The sequence below is a fragment of the Clostridium sp. genome (assembly GCF_036569345.1).
Classification (GTDB): Bacteria; Bacillota; Clostridia; order Clostridiales; family Clostridiaceae; genus Clostridium_AD.
Map to the genome: position 1 here is coordinate 1 of NZ_DATCQT010000090.1, position 19,429 is coordinate 19,429.

Annotated in this window: 16 protein-coding genes; 4 read left to right on the plus strand and 12 right to left on the minus strand. The window is 29.5% G+C overall.

Annotation, left to right across the window (positions count from 1 at the left end):
• Positions 1–208: 208 nt before the first annotated feature.
• A complete protein-coding gene (locus VIM70_RS09325) occupies positions 209–937 on the minus strand; it encodes a lysophospholipid acyltransferase family protein (RefSeq protein ID WP_331945482.1) in 729 nt (242 codons plus the stop codon).
• 170 nt (positions 938–1,107) lie between these two features.
• On the opposite strand from VIM70_RS09325, the gene VIM70_RS09330 reads away from it, so the two are divergent.
• Entirely contained in the window at positions 1,108–1,974 is an 867-nt protein-coding gene (locus VIM70_RS09330; protein WP_331945483.1) for a ComEC/Rec2 family competence protein, read from the plus strand.
• Positions 1,975–1,988: 14 nt separating this feature from the next.
• On the opposite strand, the gene VIM70_RS09335 is transcribed toward VIM70_RS09330, so the two are convergent.
• Positions 1,989–2,861: a DMT family transporter gene (locus VIM70_RS09335; RefSeq protein ID WP_331945484.1), complete on the minus strand. Its 873-nt coding sequence runs from the start codon at positions 2,859–2,861 to the stop codon at positions 1,989–1,991.
• Between the two features lie 309 nt (positions 2,862–3,170).
• Between VIM70_RS09335 and VIM70_RS09340 the strand changes: the two genes are divergently transcribed.
• The gene (locus VIM70_RS09340; RefSeq protein WP_331945485.1) at positions 3,171–4,529 is read left to right on the plus strand and encodes a Mur ligase family protein; all 1,359 of its coding nucleotides are present in this window, start codon (positions 3,171–3,173) and stop codon (positions 4,527–4,529) included.
• A gap of 41 nt (positions 4,530–4,570) precedes the next feature.
• Positions 4,571–5,299, plus strand: coding sequence for a type 1 glutamine amidotransferase (locus VIM70_RS09345; protein WP_331945486.1), 729 nt, complete (start codon positions 4,571–4,573; stop codon positions 5,297–5,299).
• A 348-nt stretch (positions 5,300–5,647) separates the two neighbouring features.
• Here VIM70_RS09345 and VIM70_RS09350 read toward each other — a convergent pair whose 3' ends face one another.
• The 5 genes from VIM70_RS09350 to VIM70_RS09370 form a co-directional block, all read right to left on the minus strand.
• Positions 5,648–6,910 (minus strand): helix-turn-helix transcriptional regulator, encoded by a 1,263-nt coding sequence (locus VIM70_RS09350; RefSeq protein ID WP_331945487.1) that lies wholly within the window; start codon positions 6,908–6,910, stop codon positions 5,648–5,650.
• Positions 6,911–7,029: 119 nt separating this feature from the next.
• A complete protein-coding gene (locus tag VIM70_RS09355) occupies positions 7,030–8,328 on the minus strand; it encodes a helix-turn-helix transcriptional regulator (protein WP_331945488.1) in 1,299 nt (432 codons plus the stop codon).
• A gap of 258 nt (positions 8,329–8,586) precedes the next feature.
• Positions 8,587–8,763, minus strand: coding sequence for a YtxH domain-containing protein (locus VIM70_RS09360; protein ID WP_331945489.1), 177 nt, complete (start codon positions 8,761–8,763; stop codon positions 8,587–8,589).
• 154 nt (positions 8,764–8,917) lie between these two features.
• Complete coding sequence (locus VIM70_RS09365) at positions 8,918–11,641, minus strand: PAS domain-containing sensor histidine kinase (RefSeq protein WP_331945490.1); 2,724 nt, start codon at positions 11,639–11,641, stop codon at positions 8,918–8,920.
• Between the two features lie 40 nt (positions 11,642–11,681).
• Positions 11,682–12,635: a ribonuclease H family protein gene (locus VIM70_RS09370; RefSeq protein WP_331945491.1), complete on the minus strand. Its 954-nt coding sequence runs from the start codon at positions 12,633–12,635 to the stop codon at positions 11,682–11,684.
• A 396-nt stretch (positions 12,636–13,031) separates the two neighbouring features.
• Between VIM70_RS09370 and VIM70_RS09375 the strand changes: the two genes are divergently transcribed.
• Entirely contained in the window at positions 13,032–14,813 is a 1,782-nt protein-coding gene (locus tag VIM70_RS09375; protein ID WP_331945492.1) for an ATP-dependent metallopeptidase FtsH/Yme1/Tma family protein, read from the plus strand.
• Between the two features lie 59 nt (positions 14,814–14,872).
• Here VIM70_RS09375 and VIM70_RS09380 read toward each other — a convergent pair whose 3' ends face one another.
• The 5 genes from VIM70_RS09380 to VIM70_RS09400 all read right to left on the minus strand — a co-directional run bounded on the left by VIM70_RS09380 (position 14,873) and on the right by VIM70_RS09400 (position 19,420).
• Positions 14,873–15,880: a rhomboid family intramembrane serine protease gene (locus VIM70_RS09380; protein ID WP_331945493.1), complete on the minus strand. Its 1,008-nt coding sequence runs from the start codon at positions 15,878–15,880 to the stop codon at positions 14,873–14,875.
• Between the two features lie 80 nt (positions 15,881–15,960).
• Positions 15,961–17,019, minus strand: coding sequence for an HD-GYP domain-containing protein (locus VIM70_RS09385; RefSeq protein ID WP_331945494.1), 1,059 nt, complete (start codon positions 17,017–17,019; stop codon positions 15,961–15,963).
• Positions 17,020–17,084: 65 nt separating this feature from the next.
• A complete protein-coding gene (locus tag VIM70_RS09390; protein WP_331945495.1) occupies positions 17,085–17,483 on the minus strand; it encodes a DUF6762 family protein in 399 nt (132 codons plus the stop codon).
• 14 nt (positions 17,484–17,497) lie between these two features.
• Positions 17,498–17,941 (minus strand): Fur family transcriptional regulator, encoded by a 444-nt coding sequence (locus VIM70_RS09395; protein WP_331945496.1) that lies wholly within the window; start codon positions 17,939–17,941, stop codon positions 17,498–17,500.
• 18 nt (positions 17,942–17,959) lie between these two features.
• The gene (locus VIM70_RS09400) at positions 17,960–19,420 is read right to left on the minus strand and encodes an aminoacyl-histidine dipeptidase (protein ID WP_331945497.1); all 1,461 of its coding nucleotides are present in this window, start codon (positions 19,418–19,420) and stop codon (positions 17,960–17,962) included.
• Positions 19,421–19,429 lie beyond the last annotated feature (9 nt).

The window sequence follows — 19,429 nt, forward strand, 5'->3', positions numbered from 1 at the left end:
CTTGGGTCGGAACTTTGCCTAGGACTTCCTTCAGTTCACACCTCACGGTGGATACCTTGTCTTCAGCTAGTGGTTGGTAACTACAGACCCCCACAGTGGACTTGCACCACCTAGTTAATTGCCATGCCTGGCACACTAAAATAAAGAAGCAGCTTTTAAACTGCTTCTTTAACCCTTATTCAAATTAATAACAAGTAGGAATGATCGTCTATTTCCCATCACTTTCTCTATTTAAATTACTTTGAATTATATTTTGTACCACCTCTGAAATGTTCGCTTTTTCTTCCTTTGACATACCATCAAGATATATAGGTTTGTCTATTATAAGCTTAGCATTAGCCTTTTTTATTTTTCCATTGTTTCCTTCCATAACTTTATAAGTGTCAAAAAGTGTTACAGGTACAATAGGAACTCCAGCCTTTATTGCTAGCCTCATACTGCCTTTTTTAAATTCACCCATCTTATTACTTTTACTTCTAGTTCCCTCGGGAAAAATAAGCATAGAATATCCATTCTTTAAATTTTCAACGCCTTGACTAATTGCCTTTAAAGCCTCTCTTGGATTTTCTCTATCCATAAATACACAATGGATTTGCCTCATCCAGTAACTCAATATTGGTATTTTTCCCATTTCTTTTTTTGCAACTGCACCAGTAATTATTTTCATATTGGATAATATCACTGGTATATCAAAATCACTTTGGTGATTACCAACAAAAAGGCAAGGTCCATCTGGTATATTTTCTTTTCCCATAACTGTTAAATTTAAACCGGCCGTATTTATTACAAAATTAGACCAACTCTTAACAATAGAGTCCATATACACCTCAAGCTCTTCTTTAGTTTTATTCTTTTTTACATTTTCAAATTTCATTCTTTTGCAGTTTATCCAGATTAAATTAATAATAATACAAAAATAAAAATATATAGTTCTCATATATCTGTTCCTTTCATTCTTAAATTAAACAACAACATAATTATACTAGTTAATACGACTTATTTCAAATATCTCTTTAGATATTGATATTTTTTTATATAAATGGGCAATATCATTTATATAGATAAATGGATAAATATGCTACAAGTTTTATATAGGAGACTAATAACATGCTAAAAAAAACCTGGTTTAAATACACCTTAATATGCATCCTCTTAATTATTGTAACAACATGTGTTACTTTAAGTTATAAGTCTACTGTAAATACAAACACAACTTTAGAAAATAATATGATTACTCACTTCATTGATGTAGGGCAGGGTGATTGTATTCTTATTCAAGTAAATAATAAAAACTTACTAATTGATAGTGGTACCAGTGATTCAAAGAAATCATTAATTAAGTACCTAAAAAGAAATAACATTAAAAAGCTTGATTATGTAATTGAAACCCATCCCCATGAAGATCATATAGGCGGTATGTCTAGTGTAATTAATACCTTTGATATAGGTCAATTTTTTGCTCCTAAGGCCATTGCATCCTCCGAATCCTTTGTTGATATGATTAACGCTCTAAGAAAAAAAAATCTCAAAATAATAGTGGCTAAACCTAACATATCTATGAATTTAGGTCCAAATACCAGCTGCATTATGTTATCCCCAATTAATACTACATATGAAAATCCTAATAATTACTCATGCGTTATAAAAGTATCTTATAAAAACTCAACCTATTTATTCACAGGTGACATTGAAACAGAGGCCGAGCAGGAAATACTGTCTGCTGGTTACGATTTAAAAGCTGATGTCCTTAAAGTGGGCCATCATGGAAGTAAGACATCAACATCCCAAGAATTTTTAAATAAAGTAGCTCCGAAAATAGCCGTAATAAGTTGTGGATTCTACAACACTTATGGTCACCCAGCCAAGGTAACCCTAGATAAATTGAAAAAAATAAATTGTATTATCTATAGAACTGATTTTGATGGAACCATTATATTAACAAGTGATGGCATAACCATAAATAAAAAAAGCTAGTTACCTAGCTTTTTTTACTCAATTACTTGCTTGACTCTTATAATATATATTGCACCTATTACTAAGACGGTTCCTATTATTTGTGTACTTGTAATTTGCTCTTGTAATATAAAAAATGATAGCAGCATAGCTGTTGGTATTTCAAGATTTCCAATTATAGATACCTTTAATGAACCTATATGTTTTATTGCTGCATATAATAAAGTTAATGGAATGATTTCACAAAATATAGCAAGTATAGTAGTATAGAAGATCACACTTCTAGTTATTTCCCCTCTAAAAACAAACATAGGAAACTTGTATATCATAAGGCTTATTAATGAAAACAAGGTAGAATATGCATTAATAGCTAGTGGTTTTATTCCCTCTAATCTTTCCTCACTATAAATATTCATAAAGGCATAAAAGATTGCACATATTAATGCGAATATTATTCCTTTTAAAGAATATTTAAATTGCCCAGATATAATGTCCAATGTTAAAACACAACCAAAAAAAGCTAGAAATACAGCAAATATTTTTGATAATCCTAGTGATTCCCTTTTAAATATAGCTGAATATATAAATACCATTATGGGGTATGTATACAATAATATAGCAACCATTTGAATTGGCAAATAGTTAAAAGATATATAATAAAACACTGTCATAAATGTATTACCTACGACTCCAAGCACAGCTAATCTAAACAACTGTTTTTTTGTTATTCTAAATGAATCACGACTAAATATAAACATCATTATAAACATTAATGGTACAGCTATAATATATTGTAGTGTTAATAAACTTATAGAATCAATTCCATGACCGAAAGCTAATTTTACAAACAGCCCTGCACTTCCAAATAATATTGCAGAAAGAATTGAATAAACATATCCTTGCTTCAAAATAAAACACCTTTCATTATATAAAAACCAATATTAATCGACTTTTATATTTAATTAATTTTACACAGTACCAAACCCCTTAAATTCGGTATTTTGTGTGTTATAGTTACATATTAGCAAATACATAACTAAAAAGCCACATTATTTAATACTAAATTACATTAATATATTAGACATTTATGCAACTATGTTATAAAATTGTATTAGCTTAAATAAGATCTTTTTAAATATATGTTTTAAAATAGGTGATAAGTTTTTAAATATAACTGTCAATAATAATAATTAAGTATAGAATTACAATTAAAGGATGTGTTCAAAATTAAAATTCGGTCGTTACTCAGTATATTAGTTTCCAAGTTTATTATGAAATTATCAAAGCTTTTATTCCAAGGTGGAACAAATTTTCCTGGAAAAGTAGCCTTAAAGCTCGATAAAGATATTTTAAAAATTATTGCTAATAATTATGATGTTATACTCATAACTGGTACCAATGGTAAAACTACAACAACAAGTATGATTTACAACATAATAAAAGCTAGTAATAAACCAGTGATTACCAATAATACTGGTGCAAATATGTATACAGGAATAATCGCATGTTTTATCTCAAATTATTCTTTTAAGAAATCAACCGAGAAAAAAATTGCTGTTATAGAAGTAGATGAAGCAAATCTTAAGTTTGTAACTGAATATATAACTCCAAAAATAATTACTATTACCAATTTATTCAGAGATCAAATGGACAGATATGGGGAAGTGTATACGACTCTCAAAAAGATCCTGGTGGGCATCGAAAAAGTTCCGGGTTCAATACTTGTTTTTAATGGGGATGAATCTTTACTTGGAAATTTAAATATTAAAAATGAGATAAAATACTATGGTTTTGGTGTTCAGGTTAATGAAAATAAAATTGTAGATATTAATGCAGATGCTAAATTTTGCACAGTCTGTAAGGCTCCTTATCAATATAATTTTATTACCTACAACCATTTAGGTGATTTCTATTGCACGAATTGTGGATATAAACGTCCAGAACTTACATACTTCGTAAATCAAATTGTTGATATAAATACCAGTGGTTCTACTGTTTTTATTAATAATAAGGAGTATTACATAAACCAACCTGGAACTTATAATATTTATAATGCTCTATGTGCATACTCCGTAGCTAAAGAACTAGGAATTGAAGATAATACTATAGAGCAATCTCTTAAAACCGTTGCTAGCAGTTTTGGTAGACAGGAGACCTTAAATATTGAAGGTATAGAGGTTAAAATAATATTAGTCAAAAATCCAGCTGGTTATGACGAGGCTGTAAACACTATTAATTTGGATAAGAGAAAAATAAATCTATCTCTTCTATTAAATGATAACTATGCAGATGGGAAAGATGTTTCTTGGATTTGGGATGTAAATTTTGAACGTTTAACTGATCTTAATATTGATAAAATTATGATATCTGGAATACGCCTCTACGATATGGCAATAAGACTTAAAGTCGCTGGATTTTCATCAGATTCCTTCCTGCTTTGTAAAGACGAACAAACCTTGCTTAATGAAATTAAGGGTTGTAACGGCGAAATAGTTTATATACTAGCTACATATACCGCCATGATAAATTTAAGAAAATTTTTACACACTAAAGGATACATAAATAAAATTTGGTAATATAAAAAATATAACTTAGAATGTGAGGTAACTAAAAGAATATGGAAATTAATATTTGTCATTTATATCCTGACTTATTGAATGTATATGGAGACGTAGGGAATATTCTAATATTGAAACACAGAGCCGAATCACGTGACATTAAAGTAAACATTGTTAATGTATCTATGGGTGATGAGTTTATTACTGACGATTATGATATTGTATTTTTCGGTGGAGGTCAAGATTATGAACAGGCTATAGTTTCACCAGACCTAATAGAATTCAAGAAATCTGCAATTGACGACTATATACAAAGCGGAAAAGTATTTTTAGCTATTTGTGGTGGATATCAATTGCTTGGGAAATACTATACTACACCAGACGGCGTACAACTTGAGGGACTTGGTATTTTGGATATTTATACAAAAGGCGGAGAAAAACGTTTTATAGGTAACACAATTATTCATAATGAAGTTTTTGATGAAACTTATGTAGGATTTGAAAACCATTCTGGAAGAACTTATATTAATGGTCTAAACCCCCTTGGCAAAGTTAAAGTTGGATATGGCAACAACGGCGAAGATGGTTATGAGGGTTGTGTTTATAAAAATACCTTCTGTACTTATTTCCATGGTTCTCTTTTATCCAAAAACCCTGAACTTGCCGACAGGCTACTTTCTCTTGCCTTAAACAATAAATATAACGAAGTTGCTTTAACTTCTTTAGATGATACTTTAGAAATTAAAGCCAAGGAATTTATAATAAATAGAGAATTAAAATCCACATAATTTTAATGTTTTTTCAACCTGCTATCCATACTAAATACATCTTAGAGTAAATGTGATATAGTATGAACTTTCTCCGGGAGTGGCACCAAATAAGAAGAGCAGAAACATTGAAATTCCATTTAAAATTCTTCTTTTTCAAATATAAAATTCTCGTAAAACTGCCAGGAAGGCAGTCTAGTGAACCCGAGACAGGACGTCGAGTGTGAACGTTAGAGAATTTTATATTTTAAAAAAATTAGAATTTCTTAATGGAATTTCACGTTTCAAACTCTTATTTGGTGCCACGCAGGAGAAAGTTCATACTGATTGCACTAGAAAAAAAGATGTAGGTTTTGGAAAATTCCAAACCTACATCTTTTTTTCAAGTTTTATAGCTAAACTAAAATACTTTATAGAATCGGCTACATTACACAGTTTATGGTACATACTTCCCATTTCTAAGTAACGCGCATATATATCTTGCTTTTTACCAAATTTGAATAAAGAGTCTAAAGATAAATTCATATATATCTCTGCATTAGCTGACTTTCCTTGTTTATCAAGAATAATAGCTTTATAATAATAGCTTTTTTCAATGAATTTTATATCATCTAAATCAATAGCATAGTTTAACACTTCATCAGAAATAGTTTGTGCCAAATCAACAACGTCATTTCTGATAAGTTCTTTAATACATTCTAGCATAAAACTAACTAACCCTGTCTTATCTTCTCTAGGATAGCAGCTTAACCCCTTATTTATATATTCAACTGCACGCTCACGCATATTACAGTCAAACATTGTTGAACCATAATTAAAAATGGCCATTGCCTTACTAGAAGTTTCATCTTTATATAGCTCATAAGATTTTTTTTCATATATCTCAAACTTGCCATTCTTCACTCTTATAGATAATATAGCAAGCATATGATATATCTCGGCCGCTTTAAGATCTGTATCCACGTGCTTAACCAAATCTAATAATTTTTTCCCTACATCAAAAGCGTTCTTATAATTTTTTAGCATAATATTACAAGCAGCCTCATTATAAGTGACTATTATTAATTTTTTATAATTAGGAATTTTGCTTTCGCTTAACCCCTTTCGTACATTACAATAATAGCTGGAAGCCTGGAGATAATCTTCTTTTATATATAAATGTCTTGCCATGTCAATATAATAATTTAATTTGTTATCTTCTAATGATGCTTGTAAATGTAAATCATAGTACTTGGAAGTAATTGATTGTATTTTCTCAAAATCTCTTTTATCTAAGTAAAAATTAAACAACATATGTATTAGCTCAATAGCTAAGTCGTAGTAATTATATTTTTCAGCAAACTCCAAATTATAGGATACCTTAGTTTCAAAATCTACATTTTTATCATCATACTTTTTTAAAATATTAATATTTTCCTGAACTTGCTCTAATACATTTTCTTTTAAATATTCAATATCTATGTCCAATTTTTCACTTATAAGATCTAGAATCCAAGATTCCGCCATGACTTTGTTGTTTTCTATACAACTCATCTTAGATACTGAGATTTTATCACCGCATATCTCTTTCAAGGTATACCCCTTATATATTCTACTTCTTTTTATCTTTTCTCCCGTTGATAATATTTTCATCCTCATCACCTATCCACAGATTAAATAGCTAATTTATGAATTAAAGGGTCTAACAAATAAATAATAAGTAATATGCTTGTTATTTGCTCGTCCCTATCCATAAAATAGTTTTACTTAAATCACTTGATTATTCCCAATTTCGTAAATAATTCCACACCTTCATTTAAATATTTAGCCGCGTCTGTTGCTCTACCACCTTCAATATAAAACTTTCCAATCATTATAGATATTTCAGCAGCCTCTTTTATTTGATCTTGTTCTTTTACAAAATTTAGTGCTTGTAATAAAGTTTTTTCTGCTTCATCCTTATTGCCTTCTAATAGATCTACTCTATATTTTAATAAATAATAATGATATAAGGCCTTATAATTACCATCTTCTATATATTCTAGAATATTTTTTAAAGCTTCTTTCGCTTTATCTACTGATTTAAGCTTAATGTGATTTTCACAAATATTTGCTAAGGTTTCTATTAACTTTATGTCATTAGTCTTTTCCCTAATTTCCTTAGCTTTATATAAGTGTATAAAAGATTCTTCCATGTTTTCAAATTCATAAAACAATCTTCCCAAATTGTTTTCTATCTCTGATACATAAATTAAATTGTTAACTTCATTAAACACTTTCAGTGTATTTAAAGAATATTTTATTGCATTAACAACATCACTTTTTTTATTATATTCATATGCTAACAATAAAAGTGAATTAGCATATTCTTTTTTATTATCTATTTGCTTAAACTTTTCCTGAGCTAAATATGAATATTTAACAGCTTTATCCATATCTTCTAGCTTAAAACACGTATAACCAATGTAATAATATATTTCACCTAATAAAAAATCGTTTCCCATTTGATTGTCCATAAAAACCTTTTCGCCTTGTCTAAAATAACTTGAAGCCGACTGATAACCCTTAAGTTTAAGTGTTATTTTACCGAGTTTTAGAAAAGTTCTAATTATTTCTTCATACGAATTATTTTTAATAAAAATAACATTTGAAGAAAGAAAAACCTCTTGAGCTGCCGCAATGTCGTCCTTAGCCATATATATATCCCCTCTTAGAGATAAATTTTTGGCTTTTCTATATTCCAACTTGTATTTTTCAGAATAAAATATAGATTTGTCAATGTTTTGCTCAGCCTGTACTAAATCATTATTTAAAATAAGTGCTTCAGCAATATTTTGATAAAACAAACATATTTTCTCTGCTTGAGCTTCCTCTGACTCCATAAGGTATTCAACAGATGTGTTTAATGTACTTGCCAAATATTCTAATAAATCCATACTCGGGTTAGATTTTCCAGATTCAACAAGACTAATTTGTCCTGGTGTTATTCTATTTCCCGCAAGGTCTTTTAATGTCATATTCAGCTCTTTTCTTTTCCTCTTTATCTTTTCCCCTAAAGACAATATTTCCATAATCACTCTTCCTTTACAACATGGTAATGTACAAAACACATTCAAATAAACAACAAGTTTATATATTAGTTTTTATTCATCCACCTAAAATATTATTAATTTAAACAATCTTAGACAATTTTATTTAATTATAACATAGATTGCCTATATGTTTCTAATTATATGAACAGGTTTTGAATATTCCACGAACAAAATTAAACTAAATTAATTAAACTCCAAACCATATCTATTAATATAGTTTGGAGTCTCTTAATTTTTTTATAAGATATAGTCCTTTACGCTATCATAAACATCGCCTGCCATATTCATAACCATTTTGCCAGTTCTTTTAGCTCTTCTTCTTGTATTTCTGTCCATATTCGGAATTAACATTACACCTGCTGCTACTCCAATTATTGCACCTGCTGTAATTGTTGATATAAATTTGTTTTGCATAATTTACACATCCTCTCTTTATTTATTTATACTTTATAGCATGTGCATTTTTAGTTTAATTAATGTATTTTTTTAATAACAATAACGCAAAAAAATAGTGAACATTTTCATTCTTTTATAGTGAAATTTTTATAAAATATCTTAAATAATAGAGTTATGAGTAAACATCTGAAAGCTCTACTCTTATATTTTCATCTATACTTCTCACATTGCTACTATATAACATGTTTTCATGAAGTACCATTATTGACGGTAATTTGACTGTAAATTTGCTTCCTTTTCCAAATTCACTATCCACATAAATACTACCACCATGTAATTCTACAATGGACTTAACTAAACTAAGGCCAATGCCTGTGCCTTCTGCATTTCTTGATAATGATTTATCTACCTGCTTAAACCTATGAAATATCATATCCAAATATTCCTCTTTAATGCCAATTCCATTATCTCTAACTGATATTTCAACAAATTCATTTTTTTTCTTAACCTCAACGAATATCTCATCACCAATATCCGAAAATTTTATGGCATTTGAAATAAGATTTAATACTATTCTCTCTATCTTTTCTGTATCACAAGCAATGATGTTTTCCTCAACATCCGTATCAAAAATAATATTTAAGCCTTTACTGTAAGTAAAGTCGGTCACAGATACCACTATTTCTTCTACAACTTCAACTATATTGTTATTAGATAGATTTAATTTAAAGAATCCTGCTTCAATTTTTGACAAATCAACTATATTATTAATAATTTTAGATAATCTGTTGGAATTTTGTTTAATTGAGTCTATATATTTAATGAAAGAATCCTTTTTCTCGTCTAGAGATCCACTTTCGCAATACATATTAAATAACTGAGCGGTAGCAAATATAATATTTAGTGGTGTCTTAAGTTCATGAGATACATTAACAAGAAACTCTCCCTGTTGTTTTAGTGCTTTTTCCATAACCATATTAGATTCTATTTCAGCAGTAACATCTATTATTAAAATTATTATTTCGCGGATTTCTCCATTCACCTCAAGCATAGGTTCAAAAACAATATTCCAATATACCCGGTTCCCATTTAGCAAAATATTTTTATTATTTAAATACTTAATTCTTTTTTCTTTTAAAACTTCACTAATACACTTACAATATTCACTTGATTTAAAGTTTTCAAATAAATCTTCAACTTTTTTATTTTTTAATTCCACCATTGATTTAACCTCAGGTTTAAGTAACTTTATTATTTCAAATGCCTTTTTATTAATATCAACAATTAATAAATCTAGGTTGGATAATCTAACAACAGGTAAATCAAAAGTATTTACCATCCTATTTAAAAATTCATATCTGCTTCTTATAATTTCTTCATGTTTAAAATAGTCTGTCATATCTTTGCTACAAAGCACACCTAAAGTAAACTTTCCCTTACTATCATAAATAGGAGTTCCACTAATATCTAATTGTAATGTTTTATAAGGAGACTTTACTGTTACTCTCATATTTTTAAATTTTTCACCCCTCATAACCCTACGAGCTGGAATATTTTCAGGATCAATTTTATCTCCATTAGGATCATAAAAGTCAGATGGTTTATATCCATCACCTATATTGTTCATGTTGTCATAAGAAGAGAAAAACAGTTCTCTTGATGTTTTGTTTAATAATGTATACTGTTCTTTACTATCAAAAATAGCAATAGAATCGGAAATGTTTTCTATGATAGCCTCTAGTTCCTTTTTCTGTTCTTCAATTTTTCTAGATTGATTTATTGTTTCTGTAATATCATGAAAACACGATACTATCATTGTTAACTTTCCAAGGGAATTATAAATCGGTATTGAACTTATTTCAGCAAAATATTCTATATTTGGATGACGTACAAATATTTTAACGCTTTTTACTATTTCACCTCTTAATGCTCTAACCGATGGAAAGTTTTCAAATGGTATCTCATTTCCCACCATATCAAATACTTTAGTGTCTTTTAGCGCTTCCCCTAGTGTAACTCCCTTACCTGATTGATAAATAAACCTCTTTGCTTCTGAATTTACCATTGTAAGTTCACCTTTGTTATCAGCAAACATTACTCCCTCAGATAAATTTTCAAGTATACTAACTAGCTGTGTATTATGTTCTTCTAGCTGCTGCTTTTGCAAATTAATTATCTTGTTTTTCCTCTCCAAATTCTGATTTTCAAAAACCCTCTGAGTAACCTCAGTCACGATTTCAAATATGTATTTCATCTTTCCATTTTCATATATAGCTGTTTGATTAAACCTCCAATAAGTTATTTCTTCCACTGAATTATTAAATACGATTTCCTTTATATAGCTACTTTTTAAAGAACTAAAAATAGAGTTATAAATAAGTTCGGCTTGGCTACCTACAAAATCCTTTACAATTTCTCCTATAGGTCTACCTAAAGTATCACTATATTTTTCAAAATTTGAATCTGTTAAATCAATATATTTTTGATTTGCCTTAAGCAATATTAAATCTGGCACACTGTAAACAGCTACTCCTGATATGTTATCTAAAAATGATTGTTCCACAAAAATGAGTTTATCATTAAGTTTAGAATTTGGTCTTTTGGAAAAAGTATATTTTCTTTCATTAATTTTACTACCATCAAAAAGTGATATAGTGACGTCACGTGCTTCAAGGGTTTTTGTGAATATGTATCCTAAGTACTTGCAACTTATATTCTGAGGGAATTTCAAAAAATTGATTTTCAGCATATGACAAATTTCTATAATGGTTTTACCTAACAATTCAACATCTGTATACCCTGTAAAATTAAGAAATTCTTTATTAACCTCTGTTACAATGTTGTCACATAGATACAAATATGGTTTTATCATTTTGTTTTTTAAAAAATCACCCAATATATTACCTCCATATTTTGTATTATATCCATATATTTATTTACTTGATTAGTTCTAATAAATAAGTAATAAACTTTGTTTTCTCGACGCTGGTTAGCTTCTTTATTAAACTAATAGTATCTCCTGGATTTAAGTTGTATTCATTAATAATATCATTAAATGAATATTTTTTTATTTTTTCTTCTATTTTTTCTTTTATTTCTTCATTATTTTCCTCTTTAATTTTCTTATCCTTTGAATTTACAACAATTATATTGTTCTCTCCACTAGGAGCTATTTTTAGAATTTCTTCTTTTACATCCTCACTGGCTACATTTATAATATTTTTAAGTAACCATTTTTCCACAACCTTATCTGACTTTATCCCTAATTGTTCTTTACATTTTTCATCAACAAGTTCGTTAAACAAATCTCCAGTGTGGCTATCCACCTTAACAAATATAACTTCTAATCCACTCTTCATAAGACCTTGCATTTTCTTGTAATATTCCTTTGAAGATTCTTCTTTTCTCTCCCAAAATCCTGTAGCATGGTAACATATCCCAACATAATCATGAAATATTACTACTTTCTTTTCTCCCTTTAATAAAGCATACTGGCAGGCCTTTGCTGCGCCTTCTAATTCCCCTGCTATTTGTCTTATATTTTTAGTTGAATCACTTTTACTAGTCCCGCTCTCTATATGTAGAACTATACTGTTACGCACAGCTACCACCCCATAAGAATATTCTTCACTGGTTGAATTATAACTTCCATCAACATAAACATGAAGGCAATCTTTTGGGTAATTATCATCTATTTTATTAAAAACATTTGAAGCACCCTTTAAAAACTCTTTAGCATCATTTGGGTCCTCAAAGCTTTTATATTTAGCACCTTTTACTCCTTTTACATATTTTAAACACTCTGCCCAAGTGCCAACTATTTTATTTTCTATTTTCTCGTTAGTACTAGCATTAAATCCTTCCTTTATCGCATAAACTTTCTTTCCCATTTTATCTGTTCTCCTTTTTAAAATCTACGCCATATGTTAAAACATAGATATATTATCCCCTACCCCAAAAACTATTATAAATAAATTATACAACAAATAATATATTTATCAATTATTTCTTACATTATTTACATTTCCAAATTCTATTAGGTTCGTTGGACAAGACTACAAATAAATACTATAATAACTCATATAAGTTGATATTCGCGTTATGTATTTTGCGTAACATATAAAATTTGTAAATTATTTTAACAAAATTATAATTGTTTTAATAAAAATATAATTCGAACATTTTCAATTATCAAAAATAAAGAAAAATATATTAGATGAAAGGATGGTGAATGAAGCGAAATCCACACTACTCTAAAAGCATAGTGGTTTTCTTGCTTCTATTATATGAATAAAATTAAAAACAAATATATTTTTATCCCTATTGTAACTGCTGTTTTTTCATTAATATTTCTGATTTTTATAAGTAATACCTTTAAAGTATCTACAAATAAAAAATATACTGACTTTCTTAAAGATACTTCAAAAAACATAGTCTCAACAGTGTACGTAACAACCTCTCCTATAATTCAAGTTAAACTTAAAGATGGTACCATTTACCAAACGGATAATCCAAGAACTAATAATTTCAAAGATGTATTGCTTAAGGATGGAATAAATGTTTCTGAGCAGGCTCTAACAAATCCCGCTGAAATAGCTTCAATTTCTGGATTTGTTATTTCTCTCATAGCACTAGGAATTATGACCTTCAAAACTACCAAGAGAAAGTCGAAAAGTATGTTCTCAGCTACTAATTTAGACGTTACAGCTGTTGAGGATATAGGTTTTAACTTTGAAAATGTAGCAGGTAATGAGGAAGCTAAAGATAGTGTACAAGATGTAGTAGATTTTCTTAAAAATCCTGAAAAATATACCGCTTATGGTGCTAGAATGCCAAAAGGAGTAATTTTATATGGAGATCCAGGGACTGGTAAAACACTTCTAGCAAAAGCCGTTGCCGGAGAAGCAAATGTACCTTTTTATGCAGTATCCGGGTCTGATTTTGTTCAAATATATGTAGGGGTTGGTGCTGGTAGGATTAGAAGCTTATTTAAGAAAGCAAGAGGTCAAGGTAGAGCAGTTATCTTTATTGATGAAATTGATGCAATAGGCAAAAAAAGGGATAATGGACGCGGTGGCGGATCTGACGAAAAAGATCAAACACTTAACGCTCTTTTAACGGAAATGTCTGGTTTTAATGAAACAGAGGGCATAATTGTAATTGCAGCAACTAATCGGCTTGATATGCTAGACGAGGCTCTTCTAAGACCGGGTCGTTTTGATAGACATATTGAAGTTACATTACCTGATGTATCTGCTCGGGAGAAAATTTTAAAACTTCACTTTAAAAATAAGCCTGTTAAGGATATAGACTATACGGAATGGGCACATAAAACAACATCATTTTCAGGTGCAAAACTTGAGAATTTAACAAATGAGGCTGCTATTATTGCATGTAAGGACAATGCTGTATTTATTGGAAATGAACAAATGGATAAAGCGTATTCAATAATGTTAGCTGGTTATGAAAAAGTTGATAGGGATTACATTAAAGAGGAGGATAGGAAAATAACCGCCTTCCACGAGGCAGGACATGCCCTGATTTCGCTTAAGATGTTACCAAATGATAAAGTATCAAAGGTAACTATAATCCCAACTACTAAAGGTGCTGGTGGTTATACACTAAGTATTCCAGAAGACACATTATATCAGAATAAAGAACATTTAAAGAAAAAAATAATGGTACTTTTAGGTGGTAGAGCTGCTGAAGAAATTATTTTCGGAGAGGACCATGTAACTACCGGTGCTTATAATGATTTGCAAAGAAGCACTCATATTGTAGCAAATATGATAACAGAATACGGAATGGGTGAATCCTTAGGTCTACTTACTATGAACAAGCTAAGTGAATCAGGATTTACAAACCAAGAAGCTGTATTTTTAGAATGTAAGAATTTAATTACAGAATTATATGAAGATGTTAAAAGGATTCTCACTGATGAAAAAGAATCTTTAGAGGCTATTACATCACTATTAATTGAAAAAGAAACAATATATTATGAAGATTTTGCGAGCATTATCAAGGTTAATAACCTTATTGCAGATAATCGAAATAATGGAGTTGCATAAACCGTTTAAGACCCTCGAAGCGAAATCTTCGAGGGTCTTTTATTTATAATTGTGACTTATTAAGTTTCTGTTTTAAAATCTACCAAAAACGATACAATCATACCACCAAGAAGTCCACCCACATGGGCGAAATTATCAATATTTGGTAGAGTGGCTCCTATAAATATATTTACAAATATAACTGATAAAATACTTTTTATAAAACCACTTCCAGTTTTCCCTTTAGACTTAATTGCAAAAATAAGTACAGCACCAAGTAATCCAAAAATCGCTCCAGATGCCCCAATAGATACACTTGTTGAAAATATATAACTAAATACAGATGCACATATTCCAGACACAAAATAAATAGCAATATATTTGGCCTTTCCGTAAACTCTCTCAACCATTGGACCTATAGCATAAAGTGAATACATATTGACACCTATATGCACAATTCCACCATGCAAAAACATACATGTGAAAAGTCTATAATACTGTCCTTGTGAAATAAGATTATTAACCTTAGCTCCAAGAAAAATTAAAACATTAGTATCACTATTAAAAATGCTACCTTGCGCAGCTAAACTCAAATAAGCTGTAATTATATACATTACAATGTTTATAATTATAATTCCAATAGTAATAACTGGTTTATCACTGATATTTATCTTTTGATTTTTAACATATAAATTGTTATTGCTCATCACTGCTGCTATCTCGTTAACTACCTGTATATTTACATTTTCAGAATAGTTTACTTTTTTTTCTGATATATTCACTCTAATTATTGGTTTTTCTAATATATTGCTTAAAGAAAGAGCTTTTGCCATTTCATCCTTGTCGGTTTCACCTTGAGACAATAATACATATATATTGTTTTTATCATTTGGAATGTCATACATCATTAATTGATGTAGCTTCATCTCAGATTCAGTCATAAATATTACCCGATATAACACTCCACTTATGTCTTTACTAACTGTCCACATATCAGAATTGTTATTCTTACTTTTTATATCCTCTAATAAATATCCATGTTGCCTCGTCATACCATTTATAATGATATTTATATTTTTATCTTTCATATTCCAGCCCTAAAGTGCCACCCACGCTACAAGTGGCATGTGAAAGTGCCACTTGCCACATGTGTGGCACTATCCTTTTCTTAGATTACTGACTTAACTACAACATTATGGGACTTTAGCAAATCTATTTCATAAAATTTTATTGGTTTCCTACTTTCATTATCATAAAGAACTCTTATTACAGGTCTATCAGGAAAATTTTTATTTTGCTTAATTACATATCCCTCAACACCGTTTGATAATTTTAAACAAACGCCTAATGGGAATACTGAAAATGTTTTTTTGAAACTTTTAACTACTTCTTCATCAAAATAATTTCCAGAGCCTGATAAAATTAACTCATAGGCATCGCTAGGATTAAATTTTTCTCTATAACATCTATCATTACTTACTGAATCATAAACGTCACAAACAGCAATTATTTTTGCAAACTTAGAAATTTGATTTTTAATAAGCCCATAAGGATACCCACTACCATCAACTCTTTCATGGTGATGTTCCACTGATTCTAAAACTTCCAGTGGAATTGAAAAATTTTTTTCTAACAATTGCCTTCCATATATAGGATGTTTTTTAATTTCTTCAAATTCTAAACTAGTTAATCCACTTGGTTTGCTTATGATACCTTTATCAATTTTAGTTTTACCTATATCATGAAGGATAGCACCAACGCTTAGTTGCTTCAATTCTTTTTCTGAAAAATCCATTGAAATTCCTAAAAAAATCGCCATAATTCCAGTATCTATAGAGTGAAGGTACGTATAGTTATCATGGGTTTGAATATCGTATAAACTTTTATTTACATCACCGAGTTCTATAACATAATTAACTAGGTCTGTAACAACTGATAAGGAATTTTGGGTCTCTTTTTTATTTCCTCCAGTTACATTTTTCATAATTTTAGACATATTCTGAATGGTTATCGCTTTTAAATCACATAATTTTTCGTCTTCTATTGATATATCATCCAGCCTAGAATCCTCTACATATACATAAAAAACCCCTAACTTTTTAAGCCTTTTGATATATACTTCACTTAACTTAACCCCTGTTCTTAGCAATATGCTTCCATCATTTGAAAATATATTTTTTCCTATAATTTCATCAACCTTTACTCTATCAATAAATTCAAGTCTCATACGATACGCACCTCTAATCTTTTTCATTAGTTAATTATTTTTTATATATTTAAAATTTTGAATATCTATTTATATTCTTCTTCTTTTTCCTTAATCTTTATAAAAACTTCTTTGAGTTCTTGTTTTATTAATTCACATATTTCAATTATAGCTTCGCGAACAACTGTGTGTTCTTCAGAATAGTTGAACTTAACCAGCCATGTTGGATTATATTCATCATCTACGGCTTCAATAATATAACCCTTAGACCTAAAAGGTTCTTCATTAAAATAATCATAAATTGCTGTATATTGCCACTCCAAAACATCCACTTGAGTATCAAAAGTCAAGTTGATTAATTCTCCGAAGTAATTTAATTTTGTAACAAATTCTGCACCTTGGGAGGCTTCATAACTTCCAAGTTCGCGAACAAATTGCTTAGTATCTTTATCTATTTCCATTAGTACCAATGAAGAAAATTGCATAAAACCATCCTTTCTTATTCTTTAAATTCTTTAAAGATTTTAACCTCTTTAAAGTCTTTACATTCCCTGCAAACGCCTTTTAAAATAACATGACTTTCAGTAAGCGTTATTCCGGTCTTTGCTTTTATTTGTTCTTCTATTTGTGGTATTGGGCAGTCAATAACCATTCTCTTATGACATAAATCACACTCAATTATATGTTTGTGAGCATTATTATTTATAGTATAGTTATACATATTATTACCCAAATCAAATTTATTTAAAATGTTTTTATTCTCTAGCAAATCTAGGGTTCTGTATACCGTTGACAAATCTATTTTTATGTCATCTTTTTCAAGTAATTCATATATGAGATTTGCGTTTATAGCTTCACTACTACGAAGTATAATCTCTAGAATGCTTTTTCTTGCTTTAGTAATCCTAATATTATTCTCTTTTAAATATGAAATTACATTCATCTACATCACCCTATTACATTATTTTATTTCCTTTAAAATTGCTATTAAGTAATCCCACATTCTATCTGTTGATGAAATACTTAGGTGTTCACCTGGTGTATGCACATCATAAATATTAGGTCCAAAAGATATTTGATCTAGATTACCTCCAAATTTTTCACTAAATAATCCACACTCAAGACCTGCATGTATAGCTGCTATTTCAGGTTTCTTACCGTATAAATTATTATATACTTTTTCAAGTACAGTTCTTATCTTAGAATCCGGATTGTATTGCCACTCTGGGTATTCAGATTCAAATTCAATAGTTGCTCCTACCATTTCTGCAAGTACTATAGTTTCATCAGCTATTGCTTTCTTTAAAGTTTTTACACTACTTCTTATAGCAGAGTCAAATTCTAAAAATTCATCACTAGTAATAAGAACTCCAATGTTAGTTGAACTTTGCACTAATCCACTAATAGCAGTGCTCATGCTTTTAACTCCATTTGGAATAAGGAAAAGTATTTGAAGAGCTTTTGTAGCTGTGTCCTGTGAAAAGATTTTATCTACCTTATTTTTCATTATTTCCATTGTTAAATCCACATTTGGATCAATTGTATTTAGCTCATTTTTAAGTGTAGCATTCCACTGTTTCACTTTTTCTATAACTATAGCTTTATCGTTTTCTCTAAACAATATAACAGCATCAGCATCACGAGGAATCGCATTGTTTTTAGCTCCACCGTTTATAGAATTTATTTTGAAATCTATAACTGATTTTAAATCCATTAAAAAGCGTCCCATAATCTTGTTAGCGTTTCCTCTCTCTTTGTTAATTTCCATTCCAGAGTGACCGCCTTTTAAACCTCTTAGTTTTACTTCACAGCATAAAAAGCTTTTATCTGTTTCTTCCCAAATTATTGGAAGCTTTATCTTCTCGCGTACGCCACCCGCGCAACTTACTAAAAGTTTTCCTTCTTCTTCTGAATCTATATTTATTAATATTCTTCCATCTAAATTCTTAGGATCTAATGCCTGAGCTCCACCCATACCCGTTTCTTCCTCGGTAGTTACTAATAACTCCATTGGGGGATGAGGAATGTCAGTAGATGCCAAAATAGCAAGACCAAAGGCAACTGCAATACCATCATCGCCGCCGAGTGTTGTTCCATTAGCTCTTAAAAAATCACCTTCTACAATAAATTCAATTGGGTCCTTTAAAAAATCATGTTTAGAATCTATGTTTTTTTCACAAACCATATCCATGTGACCTTGAATTATTATATTTGGAGCATTCTCGTATCCAATAGTTCCTGGCTTTTTAATTATAATATTTAAAGATGGGTCTTGGATAACTTTTAAATTATGTTCTTTTGCAAAGTTTACAAGAAAGTCGCTAACACCTTTCTCATTTCCAGAACCTCTTGGAACCTTGTTCATCTCTTTAAAATATTCAAATGCCTTAAATGAATTTAAACCTTTTAATTTTTCTAACATATTTATCAT